This is a genomic window from Thermococcus sp. 4557 (assembly GCF_000221185.1).
In the GTDB taxonomy this organism is placed as follows: Archaea; Methanobacteriota_B; Thermococci; order Thermococcales; family Thermococcaceae; genus Thermococcus.
Genome location: NC_015865.1, coordinates 533,653 through 554,606 on the forward strand (window position 1 = coordinate 533,653; position 20,954 = coordinate 554,606).

The 20,954-nt window shown below is 57.1% G+C and carries 23 protein-coding genes; 16 read left to right on the forward strand and 7 right to left on the reverse strand.

Going from position 1 to position 20,954, the window contains the following annotated elements:
- The 11 genes from GQS_RS02685 (at position 1) to GQS_RS02735 (ending at position 9,741) form a co-directional block, all read left to right on the forward strand.
- Positions 1-708, forward strand: a complete 708-nt coding sequence (locus tag GQS_RS02685; protein WP_014012132.1) for a Na(+)/H(+) antiporter subunit B — start codon at positions 1-3, stop codon at positions 706-708.
- A complete protein-coding gene (locus GQS_RS02690; RefSeq protein WP_014012133.1) occupies positions 705-1,049 on the forward strand; it encodes an NADH-quinone oxidoreductase subunit K in 345 nt (114 codons plus the stop codon). Before GQS_RS02685 ends, GQS_RS02690 begins: the two co-directional genes overlap by 4 nt.
- On the forward strand, positions 1,046-2,533 hold the full coding sequence (locus GQS_RS02695; protein WP_014012134.1) for a proton-conducting transporter membrane subunit: 1,488 nt from the start codon (positions 1,046-1,048) through the stop codon (positions 2,531-2,533). Before GQS_RS02690 ends, GQS_RS02695 begins: the two co-directional genes overlap by 4 nt.
- Entirely contained in the window at positions 2,530-4,374 is a 1,845-nt protein-coding gene (locus tag GQS_RS02700) for a proton-conducting transporter membrane subunit (RefSeq protein WP_014012135.1), read from the forward strand. The genes GQS_RS02695 and GQS_RS02700 overlap by 4 nt, the downstream gene beginning before the upstream one ends.
- Positions 4,375-5,268 (forward strand): respiratory chain complex I subunit 1 family protein, encoded by an 894-nt coding sequence (locus GQS_RS02705; protein WP_014012136.1) that lies wholly within the window; start codon positions 4,375-4,377, stop codon positions 5,266-5,268. It abuts the gene before it with no gap.
- 10 nt (positions 5,269-5,278) lie between these two features.
- Positions 5,279-5,869: an NADH-quinone oxidoreductase subunit B family protein gene (locus GQS_RS02710; RefSeq protein ID WP_014012137.1), complete on the forward strand. Its 591-nt coding sequence runs from the start codon at positions 5,279-5,281 to the stop codon at positions 5,867-5,869.
- Entirely contained in the window at positions 5,860-6,459 is a 600-nt protein-coding gene (locus GQS_RS02715) for an NADH-quinone oxidoreductase subunit C (RefSeq protein ID WP_014012138.1), read from the forward strand. The genes GQS_RS02710 and GQS_RS02715 overlap by 10 nt, the downstream gene beginning before the upstream one ends.
- A gap of 10 nt (positions 6,460-6,469) precedes the next feature.
- Entirely contained in the window at positions 6,470-7,654 is a 1,185-nt protein-coding gene (locus tag GQS_RS02720) for an NADH-quinone oxidoreductase subunit D (RefSeq protein WP_014012139.1), read from the forward strand.
- 5 nt (positions 7,655-7,659) lie between these two features.
- Positions 7,660-8,397: an NADH-quinone oxidoreductase subunit NuoI gene (gene nuoI / locus GQS_RS02725; protein ID WP_014012140.1), complete on the forward strand. Its 738-nt coding sequence runs from the start codon at positions 7,660-7,662 to the stop codon at positions 8,395-8,397.
- 114 nt (positions 8,398-8,511) lie between these two features.
- Complete coding sequence (locus GQS_RS02730) at positions 8,512-9,102, forward strand: DUF996 domain-containing protein (protein WP_014012141.1); 591 nt, start codon at positions 8,512-8,514, stop codon at positions 9,100-9,102.
- A 54-nt stretch (positions 9,103-9,156) separates the two neighbouring features.
- Entirely contained in the window at positions 9,157-9,741 is a 585-nt protein-coding gene (locus GQS_RS02735) for a DUF996 domain-containing protein (protein ID WP_238515809.1), read from the forward strand.
- A 42-nt stretch (positions 9,742-9,783) separates the two neighbouring features.
- Here GQS_RS02735 and GQS_RS02740 read toward each other — a convergent pair whose 3' ends face one another.
- The gene (locus GQS_RS02740) at positions 9,784-11,085 is read right to left on the reverse strand and encodes a uracil-xanthine permease family protein (protein WP_014012143.1); all 1,302 of its coding nucleotides are present in this window, start codon (positions 11,083-11,085) and stop codon (positions 9,784-9,786) included.
- 76 nt (positions 11,086-11,161) lie between these two features.
- Entirely contained in the window at positions 11,162-12,505 is a 1,344-nt protein-coding gene (locus tag GQS_RS02745; protein ID WP_014012144.1) for a leucine/methionine racemase, read from the reverse strand.
- A gap of 117 nt (positions 12,506-12,622) precedes the next feature.
- Between GQS_RS02745 and GQS_RS02750 the strand changes: the two genes are divergently transcribed.
- Positions 12,623-13,084 (forward strand): Lrp/AsnC family transcriptional regulator, encoded by a 462-nt coding sequence (locus GQS_RS02750; protein WP_014012145.1) that lies wholly within the window; start codon positions 12,623-12,625, stop codon positions 13,082-13,084.
- Here the strand turns inward: GQS_RS02750 and GQS_RS02755 are convergent.
- Together GQS_RS02755 and GQS_RS02760 are read right to left on the reverse strand one after the other, a co-directional pair.
- Positions 13,081-14,157 carry a Xaa-Pro peptidase family protein gene (locus GQS_RS02755; RefSeq protein ID WP_014012146.1) on the reverse strand — a complete coding sequence of 359 codons (1,077 nt, stop codon included), beginning with the start codon at positions 14,155-14,157 and terminating at the stop codon, positions 13,081-13,083. The genes GQS_RS02750 and GQS_RS02755 overlap by 4 nt on opposite strands.
- Before the next feature lie 10 nt (positions 14,158-14,167).
- Positions 14,168-15,508, reverse strand: a complete 1,341-nt coding sequence (locus GQS_RS02760; RefSeq protein ID WP_014012147.1) for a DUF438 domain-containing protein — start codon at positions 15,506-15,508, stop codon at positions 14,168-14,170.
- A 111-nt stretch (positions 15,509-15,619) separates the two neighbouring features.
- Here GQS_RS02760 and GQS_RS02765 point away from each other — a divergent pair, with 111 nt between their 5' ends.
- Positions 15,620-16,099 (forward strand): DUF1858 domain-containing protein, encoded by a 480-nt coding sequence (locus tag GQS_RS02765; protein WP_014012148.1) that lies wholly within the window; start codon positions 15,620-15,622, stop codon positions 16,097-16,099.
- 3 nt (positions 16,100-16,102) lie between these two features.
- Here the strand turns inward: GQS_RS02765 and hcp are convergent, their stop codons facing one another.
- Entirely contained in the window at positions 16,103-17,470 is a 1,368-nt protein-coding gene (hcp, locus tag GQS_RS02770) for a hydroxylamine reductase (RefSeq protein WP_014012149.1), read from the reverse strand.
- Positions 17,471-17,643: 173 nt separating this feature from the next.
- Here hcp and GQS_RS02775 point away from each other — a divergent pair, with 173 nt between their 5' ends.
- Both GQS_RS02775 and GQS_RS02780 read left to right on the forward strand, forming a co-directional pair.
- Entirely contained in the window at positions 17,644-18,030 is a 387-nt protein-coding gene (locus GQS_RS02775; RefSeq protein ID WP_014012150.1) for a transcriptional regulator, read from the forward strand.
- A 71-nt stretch (positions 18,031-18,101) separates the two neighbouring features.
- Entirely contained in the window at positions 18,102-18,914 is an 813-nt protein-coding gene (locus tag GQS_RS02780) for a hypothetical protein (protein WP_014012151.1), read from the forward strand.
- 40 nt (positions 18,915-18,954) lie between these two features.
- Here GQS_RS02780 and GQS_RS02785 read toward each other — a convergent pair whose 3' ends face one another.
- A complete protein-coding gene (locus GQS_RS02785; RefSeq protein ID WP_014012152.1) occupies positions 18,955-19,683 on the reverse strand; it encodes a cytochrome c biogenesis CcdA family protein in 729 nt (242 codons plus the stop codon).
- Positions 19,684-19,750: 67 nt separating this feature from the next.
- Positions 19,751-20,332: a thioredoxin fold domain-containing protein gene (locus GQS_RS02790; RefSeq protein WP_014012153.1), complete on the reverse strand. Its 582-nt coding sequence runs from the start codon at positions 20,330-20,332 to the stop codon at positions 19,751-19,753.
- A gap of 121 nt (positions 20,333-20,453) precedes the next feature.
- Here GQS_RS02790 and GQS_RS02795 point away from each other — a divergent pair, with 121 nt between their 5' ends.
- Positions 20,454-20,918 carry a hypothetical protein gene (locus GQS_RS02795; RefSeq protein WP_014012154.1) on the forward strand — a complete coding sequence of 155 codons (465 nt, stop codon included), beginning with the start codon at positions 20,454-20,456 and terminating at the stop codon, positions 20,916-20,918.
- Positions 20,919-20,954: the final 36 nt, after the last annotated feature.

The following is a 20,954-nucleotide window of genomic DNA, read 5'->3' on the forward strand; positions in this document are numbered from 1 at the left end:
ATGCTCAAGCGTGCGCTCGCGATAATTTCCCTGCTCCTCATAGGCTACTGGATTGCCCAGGGACTCGCCGGAGTCCCCTTCGGGCAGGACAGGATGCTCGTTGCCCAGTACTACCTTGACCACGTTAAGGAACAGACCGGCGCGGTCAACGCCGTCACCGCAATAGTCGTTAACTACCGTGGATTCGATACCCTCGGTGAGGTCACCGTTCTGTTCATAGCCTCAACCGGCGTGGGTGCCCTCCTCTGGAGGAGGAAGAAGCAGAGGACCGCCAAGACCGAGGGCTCGATAGTTCTCACGACCGGAACCAGGCTCCTCGTGCCGTTTGTGATGCTCTTCGGTGCGTACATCTTCATCCACGGACACCTCACCCCGGGTGGAGGATTCCCCGGCGGAGCCACCATAGCCACCGCGTTCCTGCTGCTCTACATGGCCTTCACCGCCTACGAGATACCGCACAAGGCCTTCGAGAAGACCGAGGGAGCGGTCGGAATGGCCTACGTGCTCGTCGGCCTCATCGGCCTTGTCATAGGCGGCTACTTCCTCTACGACTGGATATGGCAGGACTGGGGCTTCGGCGTTGACAACATCGGCAGGCTCCTCAGCGGAGGATTCATCCCGATAATCTACACCATCATCGGCCTCAAGGTCGGCACCGAGCTGAGCGGAATCATCGACAACATGCTCAAGGAGGAGGTGAGCGAATGATTTCAGTCTACTACTTCGGTGCCATCTCCCTCATACTGATAGGCCTCTACGCAGTCCTCGTTAAGAAGAACCTCCTTAAGATGCTCATCGGGCTGAGCATAATGGAGACCGGCGTGAACCTCCTCCTGGTCAGCGTTGGCTACGTTGCCGGAAGGAGCGCGCCCATACTGAGCGAGGGAATCGGGCCGAACCAGGCTGTTGATCCGATTCCCCAGGCGCTGGTTCTCACGGCGATAGTCATAGGCGTTGCCACCACAGCCATGGCCCTTAGCGTCGCCATGATACTCCACGAGAAGTACGGAACCCTTAACGTTGAGGAGATAAGGAGGTTGAGAGGATGAACGGGCAGTACGCTTCACTCCTCATAGCATTGCCCCTCATAAGCGCCTTCTTCGTGCCCCTGATAAAGGGCGCCGGAAAGAAGGCCGTTAAGTACTACCTCATAGCCGTTACCGCAGTCCAGACCGGAATCGCGGCGTGGGTTTTCCAGCAGGTTTACACCACCGGACAGCCGATAATAGTCATGGCCGGCGCCTGGAGACCGCCCGTTGGAATCAACCTCTACATCGGCCACTTCGCGGCCCTCTTCGTGCTCATCGTCGCGGTCGTCAGCTTCCTCATGGCAGTCTTCAGCCTTAGGGCAGTCAAGGTCGAGCCGATAGACAAGTACGCCATGCTGTTCCTCCTGCTGATGCTCGGAGCCACCGGCATGATAGCGACGGGAGACCTCTTCAACCTCTTCGTCTTCATGGAGATAACCGCAATCAGCGCCTACGCCCTCACCGCCTACAACAAGACCGGTGAGGCGGCCGAGGCCTCGATGAAGTACATCGTCCTGGGAGGAATAGGCTCAAGCTTCTTCCTCATCGGCATAGCCCTCATCTACGGCTCGCTCGGAACCCTCAACATGGCCCAGATAGCCCAGCTCGCCGGTGGAATGGACGCCACCGTTGCCCAGGTCGGGCTGGCGCTTATAGTCTTCGGCCTGGCCGTTGAGGCGGAACTGTTCCCGCTCAACGCCTGGGCGCCCGACGCCTACCAGGCCGCGCCACACCCGATAACTGCCATGTTCTCGGCCTTTGTCGTCAAGGCCGGCCTCTACGCGATGGCCAGGCTGCTCTACCTCATGCAGGCCGTCGAGAGCTGGCACAGCGTCCTCAAGCTGCTCATAATAATGGCCACCCTCACCGTCTTCGTCGCCGAGTTCGCGGCACTCAGGCAGAGGAACGTCAAGAGAATGATAGCGTACTCCAGTATAGCCCAGATAGGCCTCATCGCACTCGCCTTCGCCCTCGGAACCCAGAGCGGCGTCGATGCCGGAGTCTTCCACATGGTGAACCACGCCATAGTCAAGGCCCTCCTGTTCCTCGCCGTCGGGCACGTCGCGGTGACCCTCGGTGGGGCGGAGATGGAGAGGTTTGAGGGCCTTGGAAAGAAGATGCCCCTGACCGCCTTCGCCATAACCGTCGGAGCGGTGGCCGCCGTTGGAATACCGCTGTTCAACATATTCTGGAGCAAGCTCAGAATCCTCCTCGCCGCCATCGGCGCGGGCTACGCCTGGGCCGCCGCAATAGTGCTCATTGCCAGCGTCGTCGAGGCGGTCTATTACTTCAGGCTGATACACACGATGTGGTTCGCCGGAGAGGGCGAGAGGATAAGCGAGGGACTTGCCGTCAGCCTCATGCTGCTCTTCCTCGCGGCCCTCGTGATAGTCATAGGCGTTTACCCCGACTACGCCTGGAACATCGCCCAGAAGGCTGGAAACGACATCTTCAATGTGGCCCAGTACATTAAGAACGTTCCACTGATGGGGGTGGGAGCATGATTAACGAGCTGCTTATCATCCTCTTCGCGCCCCTGATCGCCGGTGTCATCGCATGGGCGCTTGACATCAGGGGCCTCAGAGAGGGAATCGGCATCATCGGTGCCGCGGTACCTCTGGCCATGCTGGCCAAGCTTTACTCGACCGTCCTCAGCGAGCCAGTTGAATACTCGCTCACCGTCAGCGGGTTCACCCTCCAGTTCCAGCTCAACACCATGAGCTGGTACTTCGCGGCCGTCGCTTCCCTCGTCGGCCTCGCGATGGCCTTCGGAATGGCCGTCACCTCCAGGGAGAGCTACGACTGGCTCTTCGCCCTGATGAGCTTCACCGGAGTGCTCGGCGTCTTCCTGAGCCAGGACTTCGTGGGCTTCTTCCTGCTCTGGGAGCTCATGACCTTCGCCAGCTTCATGATGGTGCTCAGGAGGAACAGGCACGAGTCCCTCAAGTACTTCGTGCTCAGCGTCATAGGCGCCTACGCCATGCTCATAGCCATTGGAATGCTCTACGCCAAGACCGGTGCCCTTGACTTCGCATCCATCAGGCAGGTGCTCTACATGGACGCTGCCATGGGCACCATAACGACCAGGGGGATGGCGGTGATATTCGGTCTCTTCCTGACCGCATTCGGTGTCAAGGCCGGTGCCTTCCCGCTCCACGTCTGGGCGCCGGGAGCTTACAGCGAGACCGACCAGAGCTACACCGCCTTCTTCAGCGGCGCCCTCAGCAAGGCGGGAGCCTACGGTTTCCTCCTGCTCTACATCCTCATGGGCTACAAGCTCTACGCCGCCTTCGGAACCTTCCACAACCACCTGGTCTTCGCGTACATAATCGCCTGGATAGGCGCCCTAACCGTCGTGATAGCCAGCTTTCTGGCCGTGCTCCAGGAGGACATCAGGAAGCTCTTCGCCTACTCCTCCGTTGGTCAGGTTGGCTACATACTGCTCGCCTTCGGCCTCGGAAGCACCCTGGGATTCGCGGGAGGTCTCTTCCACGTGCTCAGCCACGCGGTCTTCAAGGGCCTCTTCTGGCTCGTCACCGCGGCGATAATACTCCAGACCGGCAAGACCCAGTTCAAGGACATGGGCGGCCTCGCCGAGAAGATGCCGTTCACCTTCGCGATGGGCCTCATAGCCGTCCTCAGCCTCGCCGGAATCCCGCCGATGGCAGGCTTCGCGAGCAAGTGGCTCATCTACGAGGCTGCCATCAGCGCCCACATGCCCCTCGTTGCGGGGGCAATATTCCTCGGAAGCGGTCTGGCCTTTGCCTACGTTGTCAGGTTCCTCTACTCCGTCTGGTTCGGCCAGAGGCCGAGCGACCTTGAGGACGTCAGGGAGGCCCCGCTTCCGCTCCTGATAGCCATGGCCATACTGGCCATCCCGAACCTGCTCTTCGGCGTGGCTCCGGGCCTGGTCACTGGATACATCAACAAGATGCTCGGTGGAGAGGTAGTCGGCGGCGACTACTACAAGCTCGTTACCCCGACCGGAACCTACAACGCCCTGCTCGTGACCATAGTGCTTGTCATAGGCCTCGCCATAGCCGGGCTGATATACCTCTACGGCGCAAAGGTGAGGAAGATACCGGTCACCAACACCTACCAGTCCGGTAACCCTGTCACCGAGGAGTTCAACCTGAGCATCAGGAAGAACTTCTATAAACCGCTGGCAGAGGCCCTTGACTTCTGGCTCAAGAGGAGCTTCGACAGGTTCTACGAGCGCGTTGCCGGAATGGCGGAGGACTTCGCGGACTCCCTCAGGCAGGCGTTCTACAACGGAAACGTCCAGAGCTACTCATGGTATCTGGTGATAGTGCTGCTCATACTCGCGCTGTGGGGGGTGCTGTGAATGATAGACTGGAAGCTGATACTCGAAGTCATTGGGATGCTGATATACGCCACCTTCATGGGCTTCATCTTCATGGGCATTGAGAGAAAGGCAATGGCCAGGATACAGAGGCGTGTCGGACCTCCGATATACCAGCCGATCATAGACACCCTCAAGCTCCTCGGCAAGAAGGAGAGCGTCAGCCACGGCTTCATCTACGACTTCGGACCGATATTCGCGCTTGGGGCCAGCATAGCTGCGCTCCTCTTCATACCCATTGCCAACTTCCAGCTCTTCAGCTCGAACGCCGACCTCATCGTTGTCGCCTACCTCCTTGAGGTGCCGATGCTCGGTATAATGCTCGGTGCGATGAGCTCGGGCAACCCGTACTCGGCGGTCGGTGTCCAGCGTGGTCTGCTCACCATGGTGGCCATGCAGCTGCCCTACGGTCTCGCCCTGATAGCCCTCATTCAGCACTGGGGAACCTTCAAGCTCAGTGAGATAGTGGCCCTTCAGCAGACCCAGGGATGGAGCATCCTCGTTCCCGCGCTGCTCCTCGCCCTGATAGTCTTCGACATAGTCTTCCAGGCGATGCTCGGACTGGAGCCGTTCGACATCATCACTGCCCCGGCGGAAATCTCCATGGGTCCGATGGTCGAGTACGGCGGCAAGCACGCGGCGTTGCTCTTCACCCAGCACGCGGTTCAGCTCTTCGCTGAGACGGCGTTCTTTGCCGTGCTCTTCCTCGGCGGAGCTGGCAACCTGCTCGAGCTGCTGGTCAAGCAGATAGCGGTGCTCTTCATAGCGATATTCGTGGCCAGCATCTACCCGAGGTTCACCATAGACCAGGCGGCCAAGTTCTTCTGGAAGTGGCCGACCATACTGGGAATAATAGCCGTGCTCCTGACTGTGTGAGGTGATGTGGATGAGCGAGAGGAAGAATGACGAGTTCATAAACTACGAGCTCCAGGAGTTCAAGCTCTTCGAGCCCCTGTTCAAGTGGGCCAGGAAGAAGAGCCTCTGGATAGTGGCCTTCTGTACCGGATGCGGCGGTATCGAGATGCCGCCGCTGGCCACTGCCAGGTACGACTTCGAGCGCTTCGGAATAATGCCGAACCCGGCACCGAGGATGGGTGACCTGTTCCTCATCACGGGTTACGTTACCCCGAAGACCCTCAAGAGGATAATCATAACCTACGAGATGATGCAGGATCCCAAGTACGTCCTTGCCCACGGCTCCTGCCCCATCAACGGTGGAGTTTACTGGGACTCCTACAACGTGGTGAAGCAGCTCGACAAGTACATCCCGATTGATGTGGCCATAGCAGGCTGCATGCCGAGGGCTGAAGCAGTCATGGACGGAATAATGGAGATAATGCGCAGGATAGAGAGCGGAGAGGCCGATGGCTGGAAGAGGTACAGGGAGAACTACGAGTACTACAGGAAGAATCAGGACGAGCTGTTTGGAGAAGGATGGCGCGAGAAGGACGCCAGGAGGTGGCTGGCATGGATATGAACGAGAAGCCCAAAGTCGAGGAGAAGGTTGAGGAGCAGAAGCCCCAGGAGGTTCCGGAAGTGGAGGCTCCAAAGCTCCCCGACACTAAGGAGGGGAAGCTGGTCGCGGGGATGCTTGAGAGGGCACCCTACGCAGAGGGTAACGTCAGGCGCGAGAGGCGCGTTGAGTTCAAAGTTCCCGCGGACAGGATAAAGGAGTTCCTCGAGCTCGCGAGCGAGAAGTTCGAGATGCTCCTCCAGATAAGCGTCGTCGACTGGCTCAAGGAGGGCGAGTTCGAGCTCGTCTACCAGCTCTGGAGCGTCAGCGAAACGACCCACGCCTTCGTGAGGACCAGGGTTCCGAGGGAGAACGCGAAGCTGCCGACCGTCATGGACATCTGGCCGGTCGCCGAGACCTACGAGAGGGAGGCGCACGAGTTCTTCGGCATAATATTCGAGGGCAACCCGAGGCTCGGTCCGTTCATCCTCGAGCCGAGGGAGTACGAGAAGCACCCGCTCAGGAAGGACTTCAACACTCTGAGCTATGCCAAGACTATCTACGGCGAGGATTTCGACAGATACGACGAGAGCAAAACCAATTACGTGATATGAGGTGAGGATAATGGCAAATTTGGAAGTTCCGAAGGAGCTTAAAACCGAGGCAAAGGCCCACGATATGTACCTTCACCCCATCGACAAGGATACCTACGAGCTGTTCTTCGGTCCGCAGCACATGGCGACCGAGAACTTCAGCATAATCCTCAAGATGGACGGCAACAGGATAGAGAGGGCCATCGTTAATCCCGGTTTCCTCCACAGAGGATTCGAGAAGCTCTCAGAGCACAGGCCGTACTTCAGCAACATAGCCCTCATCCTCCGTATCTGTGTTCCGGAGAGCGACGTGCCGGAGAACATATACTCAATGGCCGTTGACGAGATAGTCGGCTGGGAGGTTCCCGAGAGGGCCCAGTGGATAAGGACGGTAGTCCTCGAGATGGCAAGGATGAGCGCATGGATGTTCTGGATTATGGGCTTTGGAAACGAGATAGGTCTCTACACCGCCGGCCAGTGGGCTGCAGCTTACCGTGAGAGGTTCATGCGCCTCTTCGAGGAGCTCACGGGCGGCAGGGTTTACCACATCTACACCGTGCCCGGAGGAGTCAGGAGGGACATACCGGGCGACAGGTGGCTCCGCCAGCTCAGGGACACCGTCGAGTACCTCAAGGGCAAGATGAAGGACTTCGACGAGATACTCTTTGACAACTACATAATGTTCGAGAGGACTGAGGGAGTCGGAGTGATGGACAAGCGCTTTGCACTCAAGCACGCCGTCACCGGTCCGAACCTCAGGGCCGTCGGCGTTCCCTACGACGTCAGGAAGGACGACCCGTACCTGTTCTACCCCGAGCTCGAGTTCGAGGTTCCGGTGCTCAAGGAGGGCGACAGCCTGGCCAGGGTCCTCGTCAGGAGGTACGAGATGGAGCAGGACCTCTACATCCTAGAGCAGCTCCTCGACATGGGGCCACCGAGCGGACCGCACATGGTGCAGGACGCCAGGCTCAAGGCCCTGCCGAGGTTCAAGCCGCCGAAGGGAGACGCCTACGCCCACGTCGAGAGCACGAAGGGAGACTTCGGAGTTTACGTCGTCAGCGACGGAACCCACAAGCCGTACAGGGCTCACTTCCGCGGACCGAGCCAGAGCCACGGTGTCACGGTGCTCGAGGAACTGCTCAAGGGAGCCCGCCTTGCGGACGTTCCGGTCATCCTGAAGACCCTTGACAACTGCCCGCCGGACATAGACAGGTGATGAAAATGGAGAGCGTTGAGAAGCCAAAGGTTAGGGTCGTCGGCGAGGAGAAGGTCAAGCTCAAGAAGTCATTCGTTAAGCCGTGGATGGGCATCAAGTACCTCTTCAAGAAGCCGGTGACCATCAAGATACCCTTCGAGAAGATAGAGCCTGCACCGAAGTACAGGGGATTCCACACGCTGAACTGGAAGACCTGCGTCGGCTGTAACTTCTGCGGCCAGATATGCCCGGCCAGAGCCATAGAGATGACCTGGATAGAAGTGGACGGCAAGATGGAGAAGAGGCCGCACCCGAAGGTGGACTACGGCAGATGCACCTTCTGCCAGTTCTGTGTCGACGTCTGCCCGACCGGCGCGCTCGGCTTCAGCGAGAACTACTACCTCACCACCGGCGGCTTTGAGGAGGACCTGGAGCTCTACGACTGGGTGCCCATAGACCCGAAGAAGGTCAAGGAGCTCAACGAGAAGTTCAGGGACTACCGCTTCCCGGTGGTCAAGATCGAGAAGCGTGAGGACGGCACGCACATCTACCACCTCCGCGACGGCGACAAGATAGAGTTCAAGATACTCGGCTACGGTCTGAGGCCGCCCAAGAAGCCGACGCCGGCCAAGCCGGCGGCAAAGCCTGCCACGGCCCAGGAAAAGAAAGAGGCCCCCAAGCCGGCCGAAAAGAAGGAAGCCAAGCCTGCAGAGAAGGCCGAGGAAAAGGCCCAGGCCAAGCCCGAGGAGAAGAAGACCGAGTGAGCGTTTTGTTATTCCCCCTCTTTTCTATTCTCTCCAGATTAAGATGCCCATACCGCATCCTCCAGCGCAACCCTTTAAAGTGATAATCGCACACAACTATCGGAGGGAGGCAACGTGGCTGTGAACCTGAAGAATGAAAAGAACTACGGGTTGATAGGTTCGGTTCTCGTGCTCGCAGGAGGATTCCTCGGGATAATCCCGTACATCGGGACGTTCATGGGGGCCGTCTCCCTCGTCGGGCAGGTGCTTATTCTGCTCGCCCTCAAGGGGATAGGCGACAAGCTGGGTGACGACAGACCCTTCAGGTACTACCTCTACTCCGTCATCGCTGGAATAGCTGGACTGATACTGGCAGCGGTTCTGGTCATAATCGGCGCCCTGTCCGTACCAGCGTTCGTCGAGGAAGGGGACTCCGTGTCCCTGGCCGGCATAGGCCTTCTCGGTACCGGATTGCTGGTGCTCCTGGCCGCGGCAATAATCGGCATATACTTCACCATCAAGGCCTGGCGCACTACGTACGAACTCACCGGCGTCGAGGAGTTCGACAAGACCGCCACGTGGCTCATGTGGGGCGCGATACTGGCGATAGTCCTCATCGGCCTCGTCCTGCTCCTCGTCGCGGCGGTGTACCAGATACTGGCCTTCGCCAACCTCCCGGAGGAGCTCGAGGGGCGGATGAAGGAGGAATTCAATCCCATTGGCTGAACTTTCCCACCTTTTTATGTAAGGTTTTTAAGCTTGAGGTTGATTTTTCATACGGTGGTCTCGGTGCCTGTTGTTGACGTTAGCAGCGAAAAGAGCATGGGAATGTGGGGTGCAATCCTCAGCCTCGTCGGCAGCTTTGTACCATACATCGGCAGTTTGATATCGCTGATCGGCTTCGTCCTGATGCTGCTGGCACTTAAGGGCATAAGCGATGCCGCAGGCGACGAGAGGCCCTTCAAGAACTACCTCTACGGTGTCATCTTTGCGATAGGGGGTCTGGTAGTCATCCTCGCCCTTGTCTTCGGAACCTTTGCCCTCGTTCCGGCGGGGTGGCACCCCAGCGAATCGGCAGGAATAGGCCTTGCGATACTGTTCTTCATGCTGTTCGTGGCCATGATAATCGGAGCAGCATACTTCCAGAAGAGGGCCTGGCTCGCGATGTACGAGATAACCGGCACCAGTGAGTTCAAGGACGCAGCCACGTGGGTGTGGTGGGGCGCACTGACCGCCATAATCCTCGTTGGATTACTGCTGCTCCTGATAGCGCGCGTCTTCGTCATAATAGCCTTCAACAAGATGCCCGCGGAGCTTGGGAAAGAGTCAGAGCCAACCCCCTCCGAGGAAGGGGTAATCTGGTGACCCCTTTTCTTTTGTCTTTTTGTGTTGTAAAAAAAGAAGAACTCAGAGGAGCCTGTCGAGCACTATCGCCGTAAGCGCCCCGACCGCCATCCCGGACTCAAGGATGCTGGCGATTATCTTCGGGAAGGCCGCCAGGAACTCCGCCGGGAGCTGGGGTGCGCCGAGGCCGGCTATCAGCGCGGCGGCCAGTATCAGCGTGTTCCTGTCGTTGAACTCGACCCTCTCCTTTATCAGTCTCAAACCCGTGACGCTTATCATTCCGTAGAGGGCAAGCGTCAGCCCCCCGAGGACAGGGGCCGGCATCGAGGCGAGTATCCCCGCGAACTTTGGCAGGAGGGAAAGGAATATCAGTATCACCGCGCCCACCCGTACCACGTGCCTGCTGCCAACCTTCGTGAGGGCGACGACGCCTATGTTCTCAGAGTAGCTCGTCGTCCCGCAGGCGCCTAAGAGGCCGGCTATCGAGCACGCCAGCCCCTCACTTCCTATGCCCCTCGTTATGTGCTTCTCGGTTATTTCAGAGCCTGTCACGGTCGCTATCGCGTGGTAGTCCCCGACGCTCTCTATGATGCTCACCATGAAGGCGAAGAGGAGCAGGACTATCGCCGTTGTGTCGAAGGCAGGCTCGCCCCACGGGAAGGGCCTCGGGATGCTCACAACCGGCAGGCTCTTTACGAGCCCGAAGTCCGTGAGGCCGAGGGGAACGCTCACAAGGTATCCAACCGCGGCACCCACAACGACGGGCATCGCCTTCAGGCTTCCCTTCGCCCTTAGGGCGACCATAACGATCGTGAGGAAAGTTATGACCGCCACCAGGGTTGCCCTGGCGATGCTCCCCCCTGACGGGTCCGCGTAGAAGTTGAAGAAGTTCTTAACTGCGACGTCGGCCAGGCTGAAGCCTATCAGCGTTATCGTAACCCCCGTGACCAGCGGGGTGAAGAGCTTCCTGACCTTCCCGATTATCCCGAGCCATCCAATGGCTGCCTCTACCAGGCCCCCAACGATCAGCGCACCCTGAACCGCAGCCATTCCGAGGCTTGAACCAATCGCTATGAGGCCCGGGATGAAGGCGAAGCTTGAGCCCTGCACTATCGGATAACGGGAGCCTATCGTCGTCTGGAGCAGCGTCGCGATGCCCATCGCCAGCAGAACGGCCTGTATCATGAGGGCAATCTCGGAGCCGCTCAGACCAACTGCGCCCCCAACCACCAGGGGCACGGTGACGGTGGCACCGAACATCGCGAGAACATGCTGAAGGCCAAAAACCAAAGCCTTTGAAGGTTCAACCTTATCCTCGATTCCAACCTTGAGTACCGGTCCTTTCATCGTCTCAAGGGTTTCCATTGAAGCCCGCTCAACCTGTGTAAAGGTTTGTTTAAAAAGCTTTCGGAAGCAGGGGAAATAAACAGAAAAATGTCAATCACCAGCCTTGAACCTTCGTCAGAACCTCGTCCGGAACCCTGCCCTCCTCGACGTCCGCTATGGCCCGCTCCAGCCTGTTGAGGCCCTCCTCCAGGAGCTCCTCCTCTATCGTGAGGGGCGGCTGAATCCTCAGCACGTTGCCCTGGAGGAACGCGAGAACTAAACCCAGCTCGTAGGCGCGCCAGACGACCTTCCTGGCCTCCTCGTAGGCCCTCTCCTTCGTCTCCCTGTCCTTGACGAGGTCAACGCCGAGCATCAGACCAAGGCCGCGAACGTCGCCGATGAGCTCGTGCTCCTCCTTCATCTTCTCGAGCCTCTTTCTGGTGTACTTTCCGAGCTTCTCCGCCCTCTTGAGCAGGTCTTTCTCCTCTATCTCCTCGATAACCGCCAGGGCCGCCCTGCTCGTCACGGGATTGCCGCTGAGGGTGAAGGTGTGTCCAAGCGACGGGAGGGAGTCCATAACCTCGGAGCGCCCTATTATCGCACTTATGGGCAGTCCGCCGCCGAGGGGTTTGGCTATCGTTATGACATCGGGGGTGATCCCAAAGTGCTCTATCGCGAACCATCTGCCCGTCCTCCCCATGCCGCTCTGAACCTCGTCCACTATGAAGAGAATCCCGTGCTCGTCGAGTATCCTCTTGACCCTCCTGAAGTAGCCCTCCGGCGGAACGACCATTCCGGCGTCGCCCTGTATCGGCTCGGCGAAGAGGGCCGCGACGCCGTCGGCGTAGACTTCCCCCTCGAACTTCTCCTTGATGTAGGAGACGCACTCCATTTTGCATGTCTTTGGGTCCTTCCCGAAGGGGCAGCGGTAGCAGTTGGGGTACGGGATGTAGTGGACACCGCTCAGCTCACCGACTATTGAGCGAACCTCAAAGTCGAGACCCGTTATACTCATCGCGCCGTAGGTTGCCCCGTAATAGCTCCTGAGATAGCTGAGTATCGTTCTCCTCCGCGTGTAGGCCCTCGCGAGCTTTATCGCCCCATCGTTGGCATCGCTCCCGCTCATCCCGAAGCTCACCTTTGGGCTCTCGATGGGCGATATCTCGGCGAGCTTCTCAGCCAGGAGGAGCGGCTCAACCGGGAAGCCGTAGATGAAGGTGAAGTGTATCAGCCTCTCCGCCTGCTCCCTTATCGCGTTCACAACCCTGGGGTTGTTGTGCCCAACGTTCTGAACGGCGGCGTCGCTCAGGAAGTCTATGTACTCCCTGCCCTCGATGTCCCAGACGCGGGCGTTCTCAGCCTTGACGCCCACTATCGGCGCGTAGGTGACGCGAGCCGACCTCGGAAAAACCCGTGAATAGCGCTCCACAACCTCCTCCTTGTTCCGGGGGTAGTCCATGCTCTCACCGTACTGCTATACGCGTTTGGAATTAATAGCAATTTCGCCCAGATTTTGCTAATTTCGCAGAAAAAATTAAAAAGATAGCAAAATACTGACAAAAATTGAGGTGAAAAAATGCGAACTAGTGAGCATCTTGACGAACTGGACAGGATGATACTCCACATCCTCCAGGAGGACGGGCGGGCCAGCTACTCCGAGATAGCGAGACGCCTCAAGGTGCCGGAATCGACTGTCAGGCTCAGGGTGAAGAAGCTCGTCGAGAGGGGCGTTATAAGAAAGTTCTCGGCGCTCATAAATCCATTCAAGGCAGGCTACTCGATAGTCGCGTTCATAGCGGTCGACGTTGAGCCGAGCAGGGTGAAGAAGGCCGCGGAGGAGCTGAGCAAGCTGCCGGAAGTGGATGTCCTCGGAATCGCCACCGGGGCGCACGATATACTCATGCAGGTAACCGTTAAGGACCTTCAGGAGCTCGAGAGCTTCCTCATAGAAAAGCTGGGAAGAATAGAGGGGCTGAGGAGCACGGAAACGTCAATCCTGACGAGCGTAAGGAAGTGGGGCTACGCGAGGGTGTTCTAAGTCACCCTCTCGAGCCCATCTTTTTTGACGATGTACGTGTCCTCGTGCTTTATCGCCCCCTCCGGAATCATCAGCGGCGAATGGATAACCGCTAGGACCATGTTCTCCTGAACCTTCGCGGCCCTCTGCGGGACGACTATGGTGGAAATGGGGGGTTCCTCTATGAGCAGGCCAACGCCGTGGGTGTAGCCGGCTATGTAAGCCTCGCCGAATCCCCGCTCCCTGAAGAAGTTCGCGAGCTTCTTCTCGACGGTGTTCAGTGCAACACCCACTCTCGTCTCCTCAAGCGCGATTCTGTAGGCCTCTTCCTTGGTCTCAATGGCCCTCCCGACCCTCTCGCCCGGCTCGCCGACCACAAAGGTTCTCGCCACGTTGGCGTAGTAGTTGTTCCAGTCTGCACCGATGACGACTGTAACGACACCGTTTCCGGGGACTTTCAGGTCGCGGAAGGGCTCGGCGTGCGCCCTCGGCGTCGTTGAAACGTAGACCTTCGGGTCTTCGCTGCCGCTCAGCATGAGCTCCCTCACAACTTCAGCCGCTATCTCCAGCTCGCTGAGGCCAGGTTTTATAACCTCCTCGGCGACCTTCATACCGCGCCCTGCGATTTTCCCGGCTTTCCTGATGTTGTCGAGCTCCCATTCTTCCTTTATCATCCTCAGTCCCATCGTGAGGTCGAGGATGTCCACTATCTCCATGGTCGGGTTGAGGCGCTCGAATATCTTGAGGAATATAAGGTAGGCGTCGCGCTCTATGCCGAATTCGAGTCCAACGCGGCTCATCCCGTTGCGGTGTATCCAGCCCACAACGCCGGCCATCAGGTCCTCCACCTTCTGGAACTCCACGACGTTCTCGATCCAGCTCTTCTCCCTGAAAAGGCCGGCCTCGCCCTTGACGACGTAGACCACCGGCTCGCCCTCGGCGGGAATGAGGAGGCTCGGCGGGAGCCACTTGGTTCCGGTGAAGTATGTGAAGCTGGAGAGGGTTCTTATCACCGCCCCGTCTATCTCGTTCTCCCTCAACAGCCCCTGAAAGCGCTCCACCCTTCTTCTGAATATCTCTCTGTCCCCGCGCACATGAATCACCTCAGTCCCTCCAGTCCAGCAGTCTCTTCTCGCCCTCAATCCTTTTATATGGCTCGATGTCCATCGTCATCTCAAGGGTGCCGAGGTACTCGCCGTCCCTCCCGAACAGCGGGACGTACCTGATGTAGACGTACTTCGGTCCGAGCCTGAGCCAGAAGGCTGCCTCCTTCTTCCTGCCCTCCTTGAAGGCCTTGAGGATTTTGTTCACTATGTGGACGCTCTTCGGGGGATGGCAGAGCTGGACGGGCCTTCCGAGCACGGAGGGGGTTCTCGCGAATATCCTCTCCCCCGGCGAGAAGAAGCGAACGCGGTCGTCCCTGTCAATGAACGTCACGTCCACCGGAAGGGCCTCGAATATCGCCTTCAGCTCCTCCAGGCTGACGAAGCCCGTTCCGAGGTCTATGTCGCCCTCGCGCTTCAGTTCGGTCTTGTCGAACTCCAACGGCTGGCCCCTCAATGCCTGCTGAACCTCCTTCGGAAGGTTCAAAAGTTCCTCGACACTCAGCTCCGGGTTGATCTCCCACGGATGGAGCGGTTTAACGTCCTCCCCGGGGTCCCAGGCTGGAGGGTTGACCTTGTAGTAGCCAATCTCGTCCTCCTGCATCCTTATTGCCTTCCACTCCCCATCGCTCAGCAGGGCCTTTAATGTGGGGTAGTAGATGTTGTTCTCCCTGAAGACCATATCGCTCAGCGCGAATGAAGTCTCGCCCGCCTTTTCCTTAAAGCGCTCAACGAACTCCTCCCAGGGCATCCCATCCCTTTTTCTCAAAAGCTCGGCAAGCCTCTTTACCATGAACCTGATTTCGTCGTGCTTCGTCCAGAGGACGGTAGCTATCGCTGTTAATCCCCTCCGCTCGATGTAGGGGAAGGTGAGCATCTCCTCGCGGTTGTAGTGGGTGAAGCCGACCTTCCTGAGGTTGCCCACTATCTCCTCCAGGACACCGAGGATTTCCTCCCTCATGCGCTCGTCCCTGGTGGTTGCCAAGGTTCTCGCGTAGAGGTTGAGCATCTCGGAGTCCTTCATTATCTCCTTGTTCTCGAGGTAGAGCGTCTTGAGCGGGTGTCCGTCGGGCAGGTCTTTCTCCTCAAGCTCCTCCGTTCCGGCAACCGCTTCCCTGAACAGCTCAACGTGCAGGTCGCACATCTTCGCTATGTCCTTGGCGGAAACGCCTTCCTTCACGAGCTCCTGCTCTATGATTGGAATCTCAAGGGGTGAGATACCGCTCAAAACCCTGCGGAATTCTTCCTTAAGTTTATTCACGTCCTCGCCCTCGTGGATTCTAAGGAGAAGCTTCTTCAGCTGCTCCTTCTTGTATTCGCGATTGTCCAGCAATTCAGTCATCTTTACCACCTTCATGACAAGTGTCATATTGAGTACTTTTAAGCGTTTCTGGGCAAATTTGCCCAATAACCTTTATATGCCGCATGTCATAATTGGGAGCGGTGATGAAAAATGATGCTTGACGTTCGTGGATTGAAGGCACCCCAGCCCGCGCTTATGATAATAGAAAGCCTTGGAAAGCTCCAAGTGGGGGAAACGCTTGAGGTCATAGGCGATAAGCCCTTCGTTGACATGCTGGGAAAGCTTGAGGAAGCCGGTTATCAGGTTGAACTGAAAGAAGTTGGCGGGTCATTCGTGCTCAGGATAACCAAGACCGAGAACTCCAAGGAGCTTACGATGGAAGTCAAGGAGTGCGACGATAAGCTGGACGAAATAACGGAGGAAACCAACGTGGGCAAGCTCCTAAAGGCCTATCCGGAATCCCTCAAAATACTGGTGAAGTACGGTTTCTCGCCCCTTGAGAACCCCGTGATGAGGAAAACCCTCGCGAGGACGATAACCCTGAGGGGGGCAAAGAAGCTCATTGGGATGAGCGACGAGAGGTTCAAAGAGATGATGAAGGAGCTGAAAGAGCTGGAAAAGAAAAATTAAAAATCAATCAAGCTCCTCAGCGAGGGGTGAACCCTCTTCTACCTTTATTCCTTTGCTCAGCATGTCCCTGAGGTCGGCCTCCGGGTCACCGGTGAGCCTGAGGTCAAACTGCCTCCTGAGGATTTCAAAGACCCCGGGAGTCAGGAACTCCGGCGGCTTCGGTCCGATGTAGATGCCCTTAATGCCCAGGTAGAGGAGCGAGTAGAGTATTGCTATAGCCTTCTGCTCCATCCAGCTCAGGACTATGCTTACCGGCAGGGAGTTTACATCCGTTCCGAGCTCGTTCGCGAGTGCTATTGCAATCTCGATTATTGAGTACACGTTGTTGCACTGGCCGAAGTCAAGGAAGCGCGGGATTCCCTCGATGGTGCCGTAGTCCCTCGCGTTGTAGCGGAACTTGCCGCAGGCAGCGGAGAGTATCAGTGCATCCTTTGGAATAAGCTCGGTGAGTCTCTCGTAGTAGCCCATACCCTTGTGCGGCGTATCACAGCCGCCCACGACGAAGATGTGCCTTATTTTGCCTTCCTGGATGAGCTCTATCAGCCTGTCCTTCATAGCTAAAACGTTGGTGTGGTGGAAGCCGGTGAGGAGCTTTCCACCGTCGTAAGCCTTCATCCTGGGGGTCTCAAGGGCGCGCTTTATGAGCGGCTCGAAGTTGTAGTCCTTGATGTGGGGAACCCCCTCAAGGCCCGCTATTCCGACGGTGAAGATTCTATCCTGATACGCCTTCGTCGGCTGCTGGACACAGTTGCTTGTTCCCAAGATTACTCCCGGGAACTCCGCGAATTCCTTCTTCTGGTATAGCCACGAGCCTCCCCAGTTGCCGTAGAGGGCTTTGAACTTCCTCAGCTCGGGGTATGCATGTGCTGGAAACATCTCCGCGTGGGTGTAGACCTCCAGCTCCTCCCCAAGGCCCATCTCCTCAATCTGCCTGAGGAGTTCGTACAGGGCCTTGTAGCTGTGGCCGGTAACGAGTATGCCGTGACCCTCAGCGGTTCCGGTGGGCACTTCGACCGGCTCTGGCCTGCCGAAGGTCTCAACGTAAGCCCTATCAAGGAGCTTCATGGCCTCAAGGTGAACCCTTCCGTTTTCAAGGATAAGTTCAAGGAAGCGGTTTTTGTCGAAGTTCACGTTGGTCAGGGTCGAGTAAAGCGCTTCAGCCAGAAAGTGGCCTATCCTCGGGTCGTCGTAGCCGACCTCAAGGGCGTGGTGGTAGTATGCCGCGGTTCCCTTTATGCCGTAAATCAGGGCCTCCTGAAGGGAGTTGAGGTCGGGGTCTTTACCGCAGACTCCCCTTATCGTACATCCTCCGGCCAAACTCATCGAGCACTGGTTGCAGAGCATGTCCAATTTCTCAGGCACCCTTATCATCTTCAATCCCTCCCTTTATGACGCGTGTCATATTCTTCAATTAATGGATGAATCAATCTTCATAAAAACTTTGCGGTTTCTTAACCTAAAAAGCATATATGACTTATGTCATATAAAGAAAGGTGGGCGCTTGGCAGAAAGGCTTAAATATTCCGCCCGTCATAAAACCCCTCATGAAGACCAACGCCTTTGAAGTGGCCTCGCGCTACGTGTACCCCTCACTCAGGCGGAGGCTTGTGGAGATACTCTACGAAAACGGCCTGAAGCAGACGGAGATAGCCGAACTCCTCCACATAACCCAGTCGGCGGTTTCCAGATATCTTCGGATGGACAGGGGTGCATTGATGGACGTTTCCAGTTATCCCGACATAGAGGAGGAACTCCAGTCCCTCGCCCGGGAGATCGTCGAGAGAAAACCGAATGAGTATAAGATACATAGAAAAATAGTGGAAATCTCCGTCGAGATGCTTGGAAAGGGCTACGTCTGCCAGTTCCATTCAAAAATCGACCCGGAGGTCGATCCCGCCAAGTGCAGGGTCTGCCTGGAACTTTTCGGCTGAACTAAGGCTTCTAGGGCGCTCTAAGGGAAGGTTTAATATCTTTCGACGCCTATTTTAGCCCGGTGATTTCTGTGAAAAGAGCACTCGTAACTCTCACACCCCCAGAGAGCAAGAGACTGATAGCCAGGGCGGTCGTGGCCATGCCGGAAGTTCAGCATGCGCTGAAGCACGGCTTCGTTTACATAGCCACCGGAACTACCGCCGCATACATAGCCGAGGAGATTCTGGGGGAGAGGATAGAGAAGGAGAAGTGGACTGTTGGCATAATAAGCAAGGGGCGGACGTGCGTCACGCCCAAGCAGACGTGGCCCAAGCACCTCGTCCTCTGCAGGGGCAAACCGTTTGATGATCCACTGGAAGCCCTCAAGCGTATGGGCCCGAAGGACGTCTTCATCAAGGGTGCCAACGCGATAGACATCAACTGGAACGTTGCAGTTTTTGCAGCGGCTCCCGACGGCGGGACGATAGGCAAGACCTTCGGCTGGACGATAACGAAGGGTGTCTTCACGATAACGCCGGTGAGCCTTGAGAAGTTCGTGCCGACACCGGTCGAGGAGAGCGCCAAGTTAACCGGCATCTACTCATTCGACTGGGGAACCGGGCTTTACTCGGCCCTCGTGCCAATACCGCATTCACATCCCGTCACCGAGGTCGAGGCGTACAGAATACTCGCGGGAGTCGAGGCAATTCCGATAGCGGCAGGCGGTGCCGGCGGAGCTGAAGGAAGCGTTACCCTCGTCCTTGAGGGCGATGACGAAGCCATGGAAAAGGCGAAGGAGATAACGAAGGCCGTTAAGGGCGAGCCTTACCTCGAGCCCTACACCGAGGACTGCTCGATATGTCCGTTCGCGAACATCTGCGGCCTTGGAAGTGGCGCTTTTTGAGCGGTATCCATTCTTCTTCCTTATAAAACCACATCGAGCATCAAAGCGAAGCACCGGTCAGAACCCAGACCCCTATCGCGATCAGCAGAATCCCCGCAACGACCGAAAGCTCCCGGCTCCTCCTCACCATGGCCTGGGAGAAGCGCTTGCTCTCCGTGACACTGCCCATGGCAAGCAGTATGATCACCAGCGGCAGCACAAACACTAGGTTGTAGAGAGCCAGCAGGAGGAAGGCGAGGACCTTCCCTGCCTTAGAGATTATTATCGCGTAGACCAGGTAGCTCCCGGCCGAGCATGGGAGGAGCGTGGTGGAGACTATGATGCCCAGTGTGAATGCCCCCACGGCCGTGGCGTCGCTGCTGAATATCCTCTTCTTGACGCCTTTCTTGTCGGCTATGCGCGACTTTTCCATCAGGCCTGTGACTATGGTGTAGGCCCCGAAGATTATCGCGGCAACCCCCGCGACCCACAGGGGCAGGTAGCCGGCGAAGTAGAGCAGGCCGACTCCGAGGAGGTAGTAGGATATATAGACGGCGGCTATGAAGGCGGCGCCTATGAGGTAGAGCCGTCTCTTGGAAACCTCCCTGACCGAGAGAGCTATGAGGAGCATGGTGTATATGACGAACGTGCACGGGTTTATGGAGTCCGTCATCGCAAGGGTGAAGAACTGGGGGATGAAACCGGTCATGCCCAGTGCCCACAGCGCCAGGGAGCTTATCCCGAAGGATGCAAGGACTATGAGCGCCAGACCCTTTATCTCACTCCTCATGGTAGAAAGTTATCGCGGGTCTTTTTGTGGCTTTCTAAAACAAAAAGTTGAGAACGAAAGTAGTAGTTCAGTCGGAAGTGGAGTTTGACTCCTGGGGAGGCATCTTGTGCTCGACGAAGAGAGTGTAGAGCTCGTCGATGACCTTGGCGGAGTCTTCTTTGTCCCTGGGTAGGAGGTACACCTTGCCCCCAACGGCCAGAATGGCCCCGTTATTCTTCATCCCGGTGTAGATTATCTTCGGGACTGCGGTGACGTTGAACTCCCCCTCCAGAACAGCGTAGAGCGTCCCGTTGTAGGTTATGGCTATAGCCGGAACGCCCTGGATTCCCGTTATCTGATATATCCTCTGGAACAGCTTTGAGTTCTCCTCGTTATCCACCAGTTCGTAGTAGGTTAAACTGTCCTCACCGTAGGTCTCCGAGATTTCCTCCCGCATTTTGTGGCAGTGGGGACAGGTTTTCATGCCGTACATGTAAAAATGGATGTCATCCAGGTAGATCTTCGTACCGTTCACGACGACGTAGTCGGATCCTCCGGAGGACGTTGTTTGAGTTGTAGACGACGTATTCGAGCCGCCCGAGTTCGAAATACAGCCCGCCGCAAAGCCGGCGAGGAGTATAATGAGAAGCACTATTCCAAATTTTTTCATCCAACCACCCCTGTAAACTTATCTCCGAAGGTTATAAAACCTTGCTCCCATTCAATCTCGGTTGAAGCTATTCGAACAGAATGCTTAAATCCTCTGGCGTCAAGGATGTTAGGGGATGATCATGCAGGAGTGGTACCGCTCCAGGGCGCTGTACGAGGCGGTTCTTAAACTCGTGGAATCCGGCAGGGTTAATGAGGCCCTCGATATGGCCGAGGGAATACCCGATGGCAACATACGCTCGAAGGCGTTCTCACACATAGCGGTAGAGGTGGCAAAGTCGGGGAGAGACTATACCGCGGCACTGGAGAGGGCGGTCAAGGCGGCCCTTGACATCGACAACCGCGACGAGAGCACGAAGGCCCTGATGAGCCTGGCCTTTGAGTTCCTGAACATGGGCAATCTGGAGGAAGCCCTCAGAATTTCCAGATACATAACTGACCTTTCGAACAAGTCAAAGGTCGAGGCGGAGGTGGCACTGGCCCTCGCCAAGAGCGGAAAGGTCGCAGAGGCGATGGAGATAATCAACGGCATCATGGACGAGGACGTCAAGACGTGGGCGATGTCCAGACTCGCCAGCCAGCTTTAGCTCAAATTTGTCTATTCATCCAAACGTTTTATTCGA

What these genes read in the sequence shown, in the direction of transcription:
- GQS_RS02690 (WP_014012133.1), top strand. Translation starts at nt 705, where the DNA reads ATGATTTCAGTCTACTACTTCGGTGCCATCTCCCTCATACTGATAGGC.
- GQS_RS02790 (WP_014012153.1), bottom strand. Translation starts at nt 20,332, where the DNA reads ATGAAAAAATTTGGAATAGTGCTTCTCATTATACTCCTCGCCGGCTTT.
- GQS_RS02765 (WP_014012148.1), top strand. Translation starts at nt 15,620, where the DNA reads ATGATGCTTGACGTTCGTGGATTGAAGGCACCCCAGCCCGCGCTTATG.
- GQS_RS02760 (WP_014012147.1), bottom strand. Translation starts at nt 15,508, where the DNA reads ATGACTGAATTGCTGGACAATCGCGAATACAAGAAGGAGCAGCTGAAG.
- GQS_RS02710 (WP_014012137.1), top strand. Translation starts at nt 5,279, where the DNA reads ATGAGCGAGAGGAAGAATGACGAGTTCATAAACTACGAGCTCCAGGAG.
- GQS_RS02715 (WP_014012138.1), top strand. Translation starts at nt 5,860, where the DNA reads ATGGATATGAACGAGAAGCCCAAAGTCGAGGAGAAGGTTGAGGAGCAG.
- GQS_RS02720 (WP_014012139.1), top strand. Translation starts at nt 6,470, where the DNA reads ATGGCAAATTTGGAAGTTCCGAAGGAGCTTAAAACCGAGGCAAAGGCC.
- GQS_RS02740 (WP_014012143.1), bottom strand. Translation starts at nt 11,085, where the DNA reads ATGGAAACCCTTGAGACGATGAAAGGACCGGTACTCAAGGTTGGAATC.
- GQS_RS02785 (WP_014012152.1), bottom strand. Translation starts at nt 19,683, where the DNA reads ATGAGGAGTGAGATAAAGGGTCTGGCGCTCATAGTCCTTGCATCCTTC.
- hcp (WP_014012149.1), bottom strand. Translation starts at nt 17,470, where the DNA reads ATGATAAGGGTGCCTGAGAAATTGGACATGCTCTGCAACCAGTGCTCG.
- GQS_RS02700 (WP_014012135.1), top strand. Translation starts at nt 2,530, where the DNA reads ATGATTAACGAGCTGCTTATCATCCTCTTCGCGCCCCTGATCGCCGGT.
- nuoI (WP_014012140.1), top strand. Translation starts at nt 7,660, where the DNA reads ATGGAGAGCGTTGAGAAGCCAAAGGTTAGGGTCGTCGGCGAGGAGAAG.
- GQS_RS02685 (WP_014012132.1), top strand. Translation starts at nt 1, where the DNA reads ATGCTCAAGCGTGCGCTCGCGATAATTTCCCTGCTCCTCATAGGCTAC.
- GQS_RS02745 (WP_014012144.1), bottom strand. Translation starts at nt 12,505, where the DNA reads ATGGACTACCCCCGGAACAAGGAGGAGGTTGTGGAGCGCTATTCACGG.
- GQS_RS02795 (WP_014012154.1), top strand. Translation starts at nt 20,454, where the DNA reads ATGCAGGAGTGGTACCGCTCCAGGGCGCTGTACGAGGCGGTTCTTAAA.
- GQS_RS02775 (WP_014012150.1), top strand. Translation starts at nt 17,644, where the DNA reads ATGAAGACCAACGCCTTTGAAGTGGCCTCGCGCTACGTGTACCCCTCA.
- GQS_RS02695 (WP_014012134.1), top strand. Translation starts at nt 1,046, where the DNA reads ATGAACGGGCAGTACGCTTCACTCCTCATAGCATTGCCCCTCATAAGC.
- GQS_RS02705 (WP_014012136.1), top strand. Translation starts at nt 4,375, where the DNA reads ATGATAGACTGGAAGCTGATACTCGAAGTCATTGGGATGCTGATATAC.
- GQS_RS02750 (WP_014012145.1), top strand. Translation starts at nt 12,623, where the DNA reads ATGCGAACTAGTGAGCATCTTGACGAACTGGACAGGATGATACTCCAC.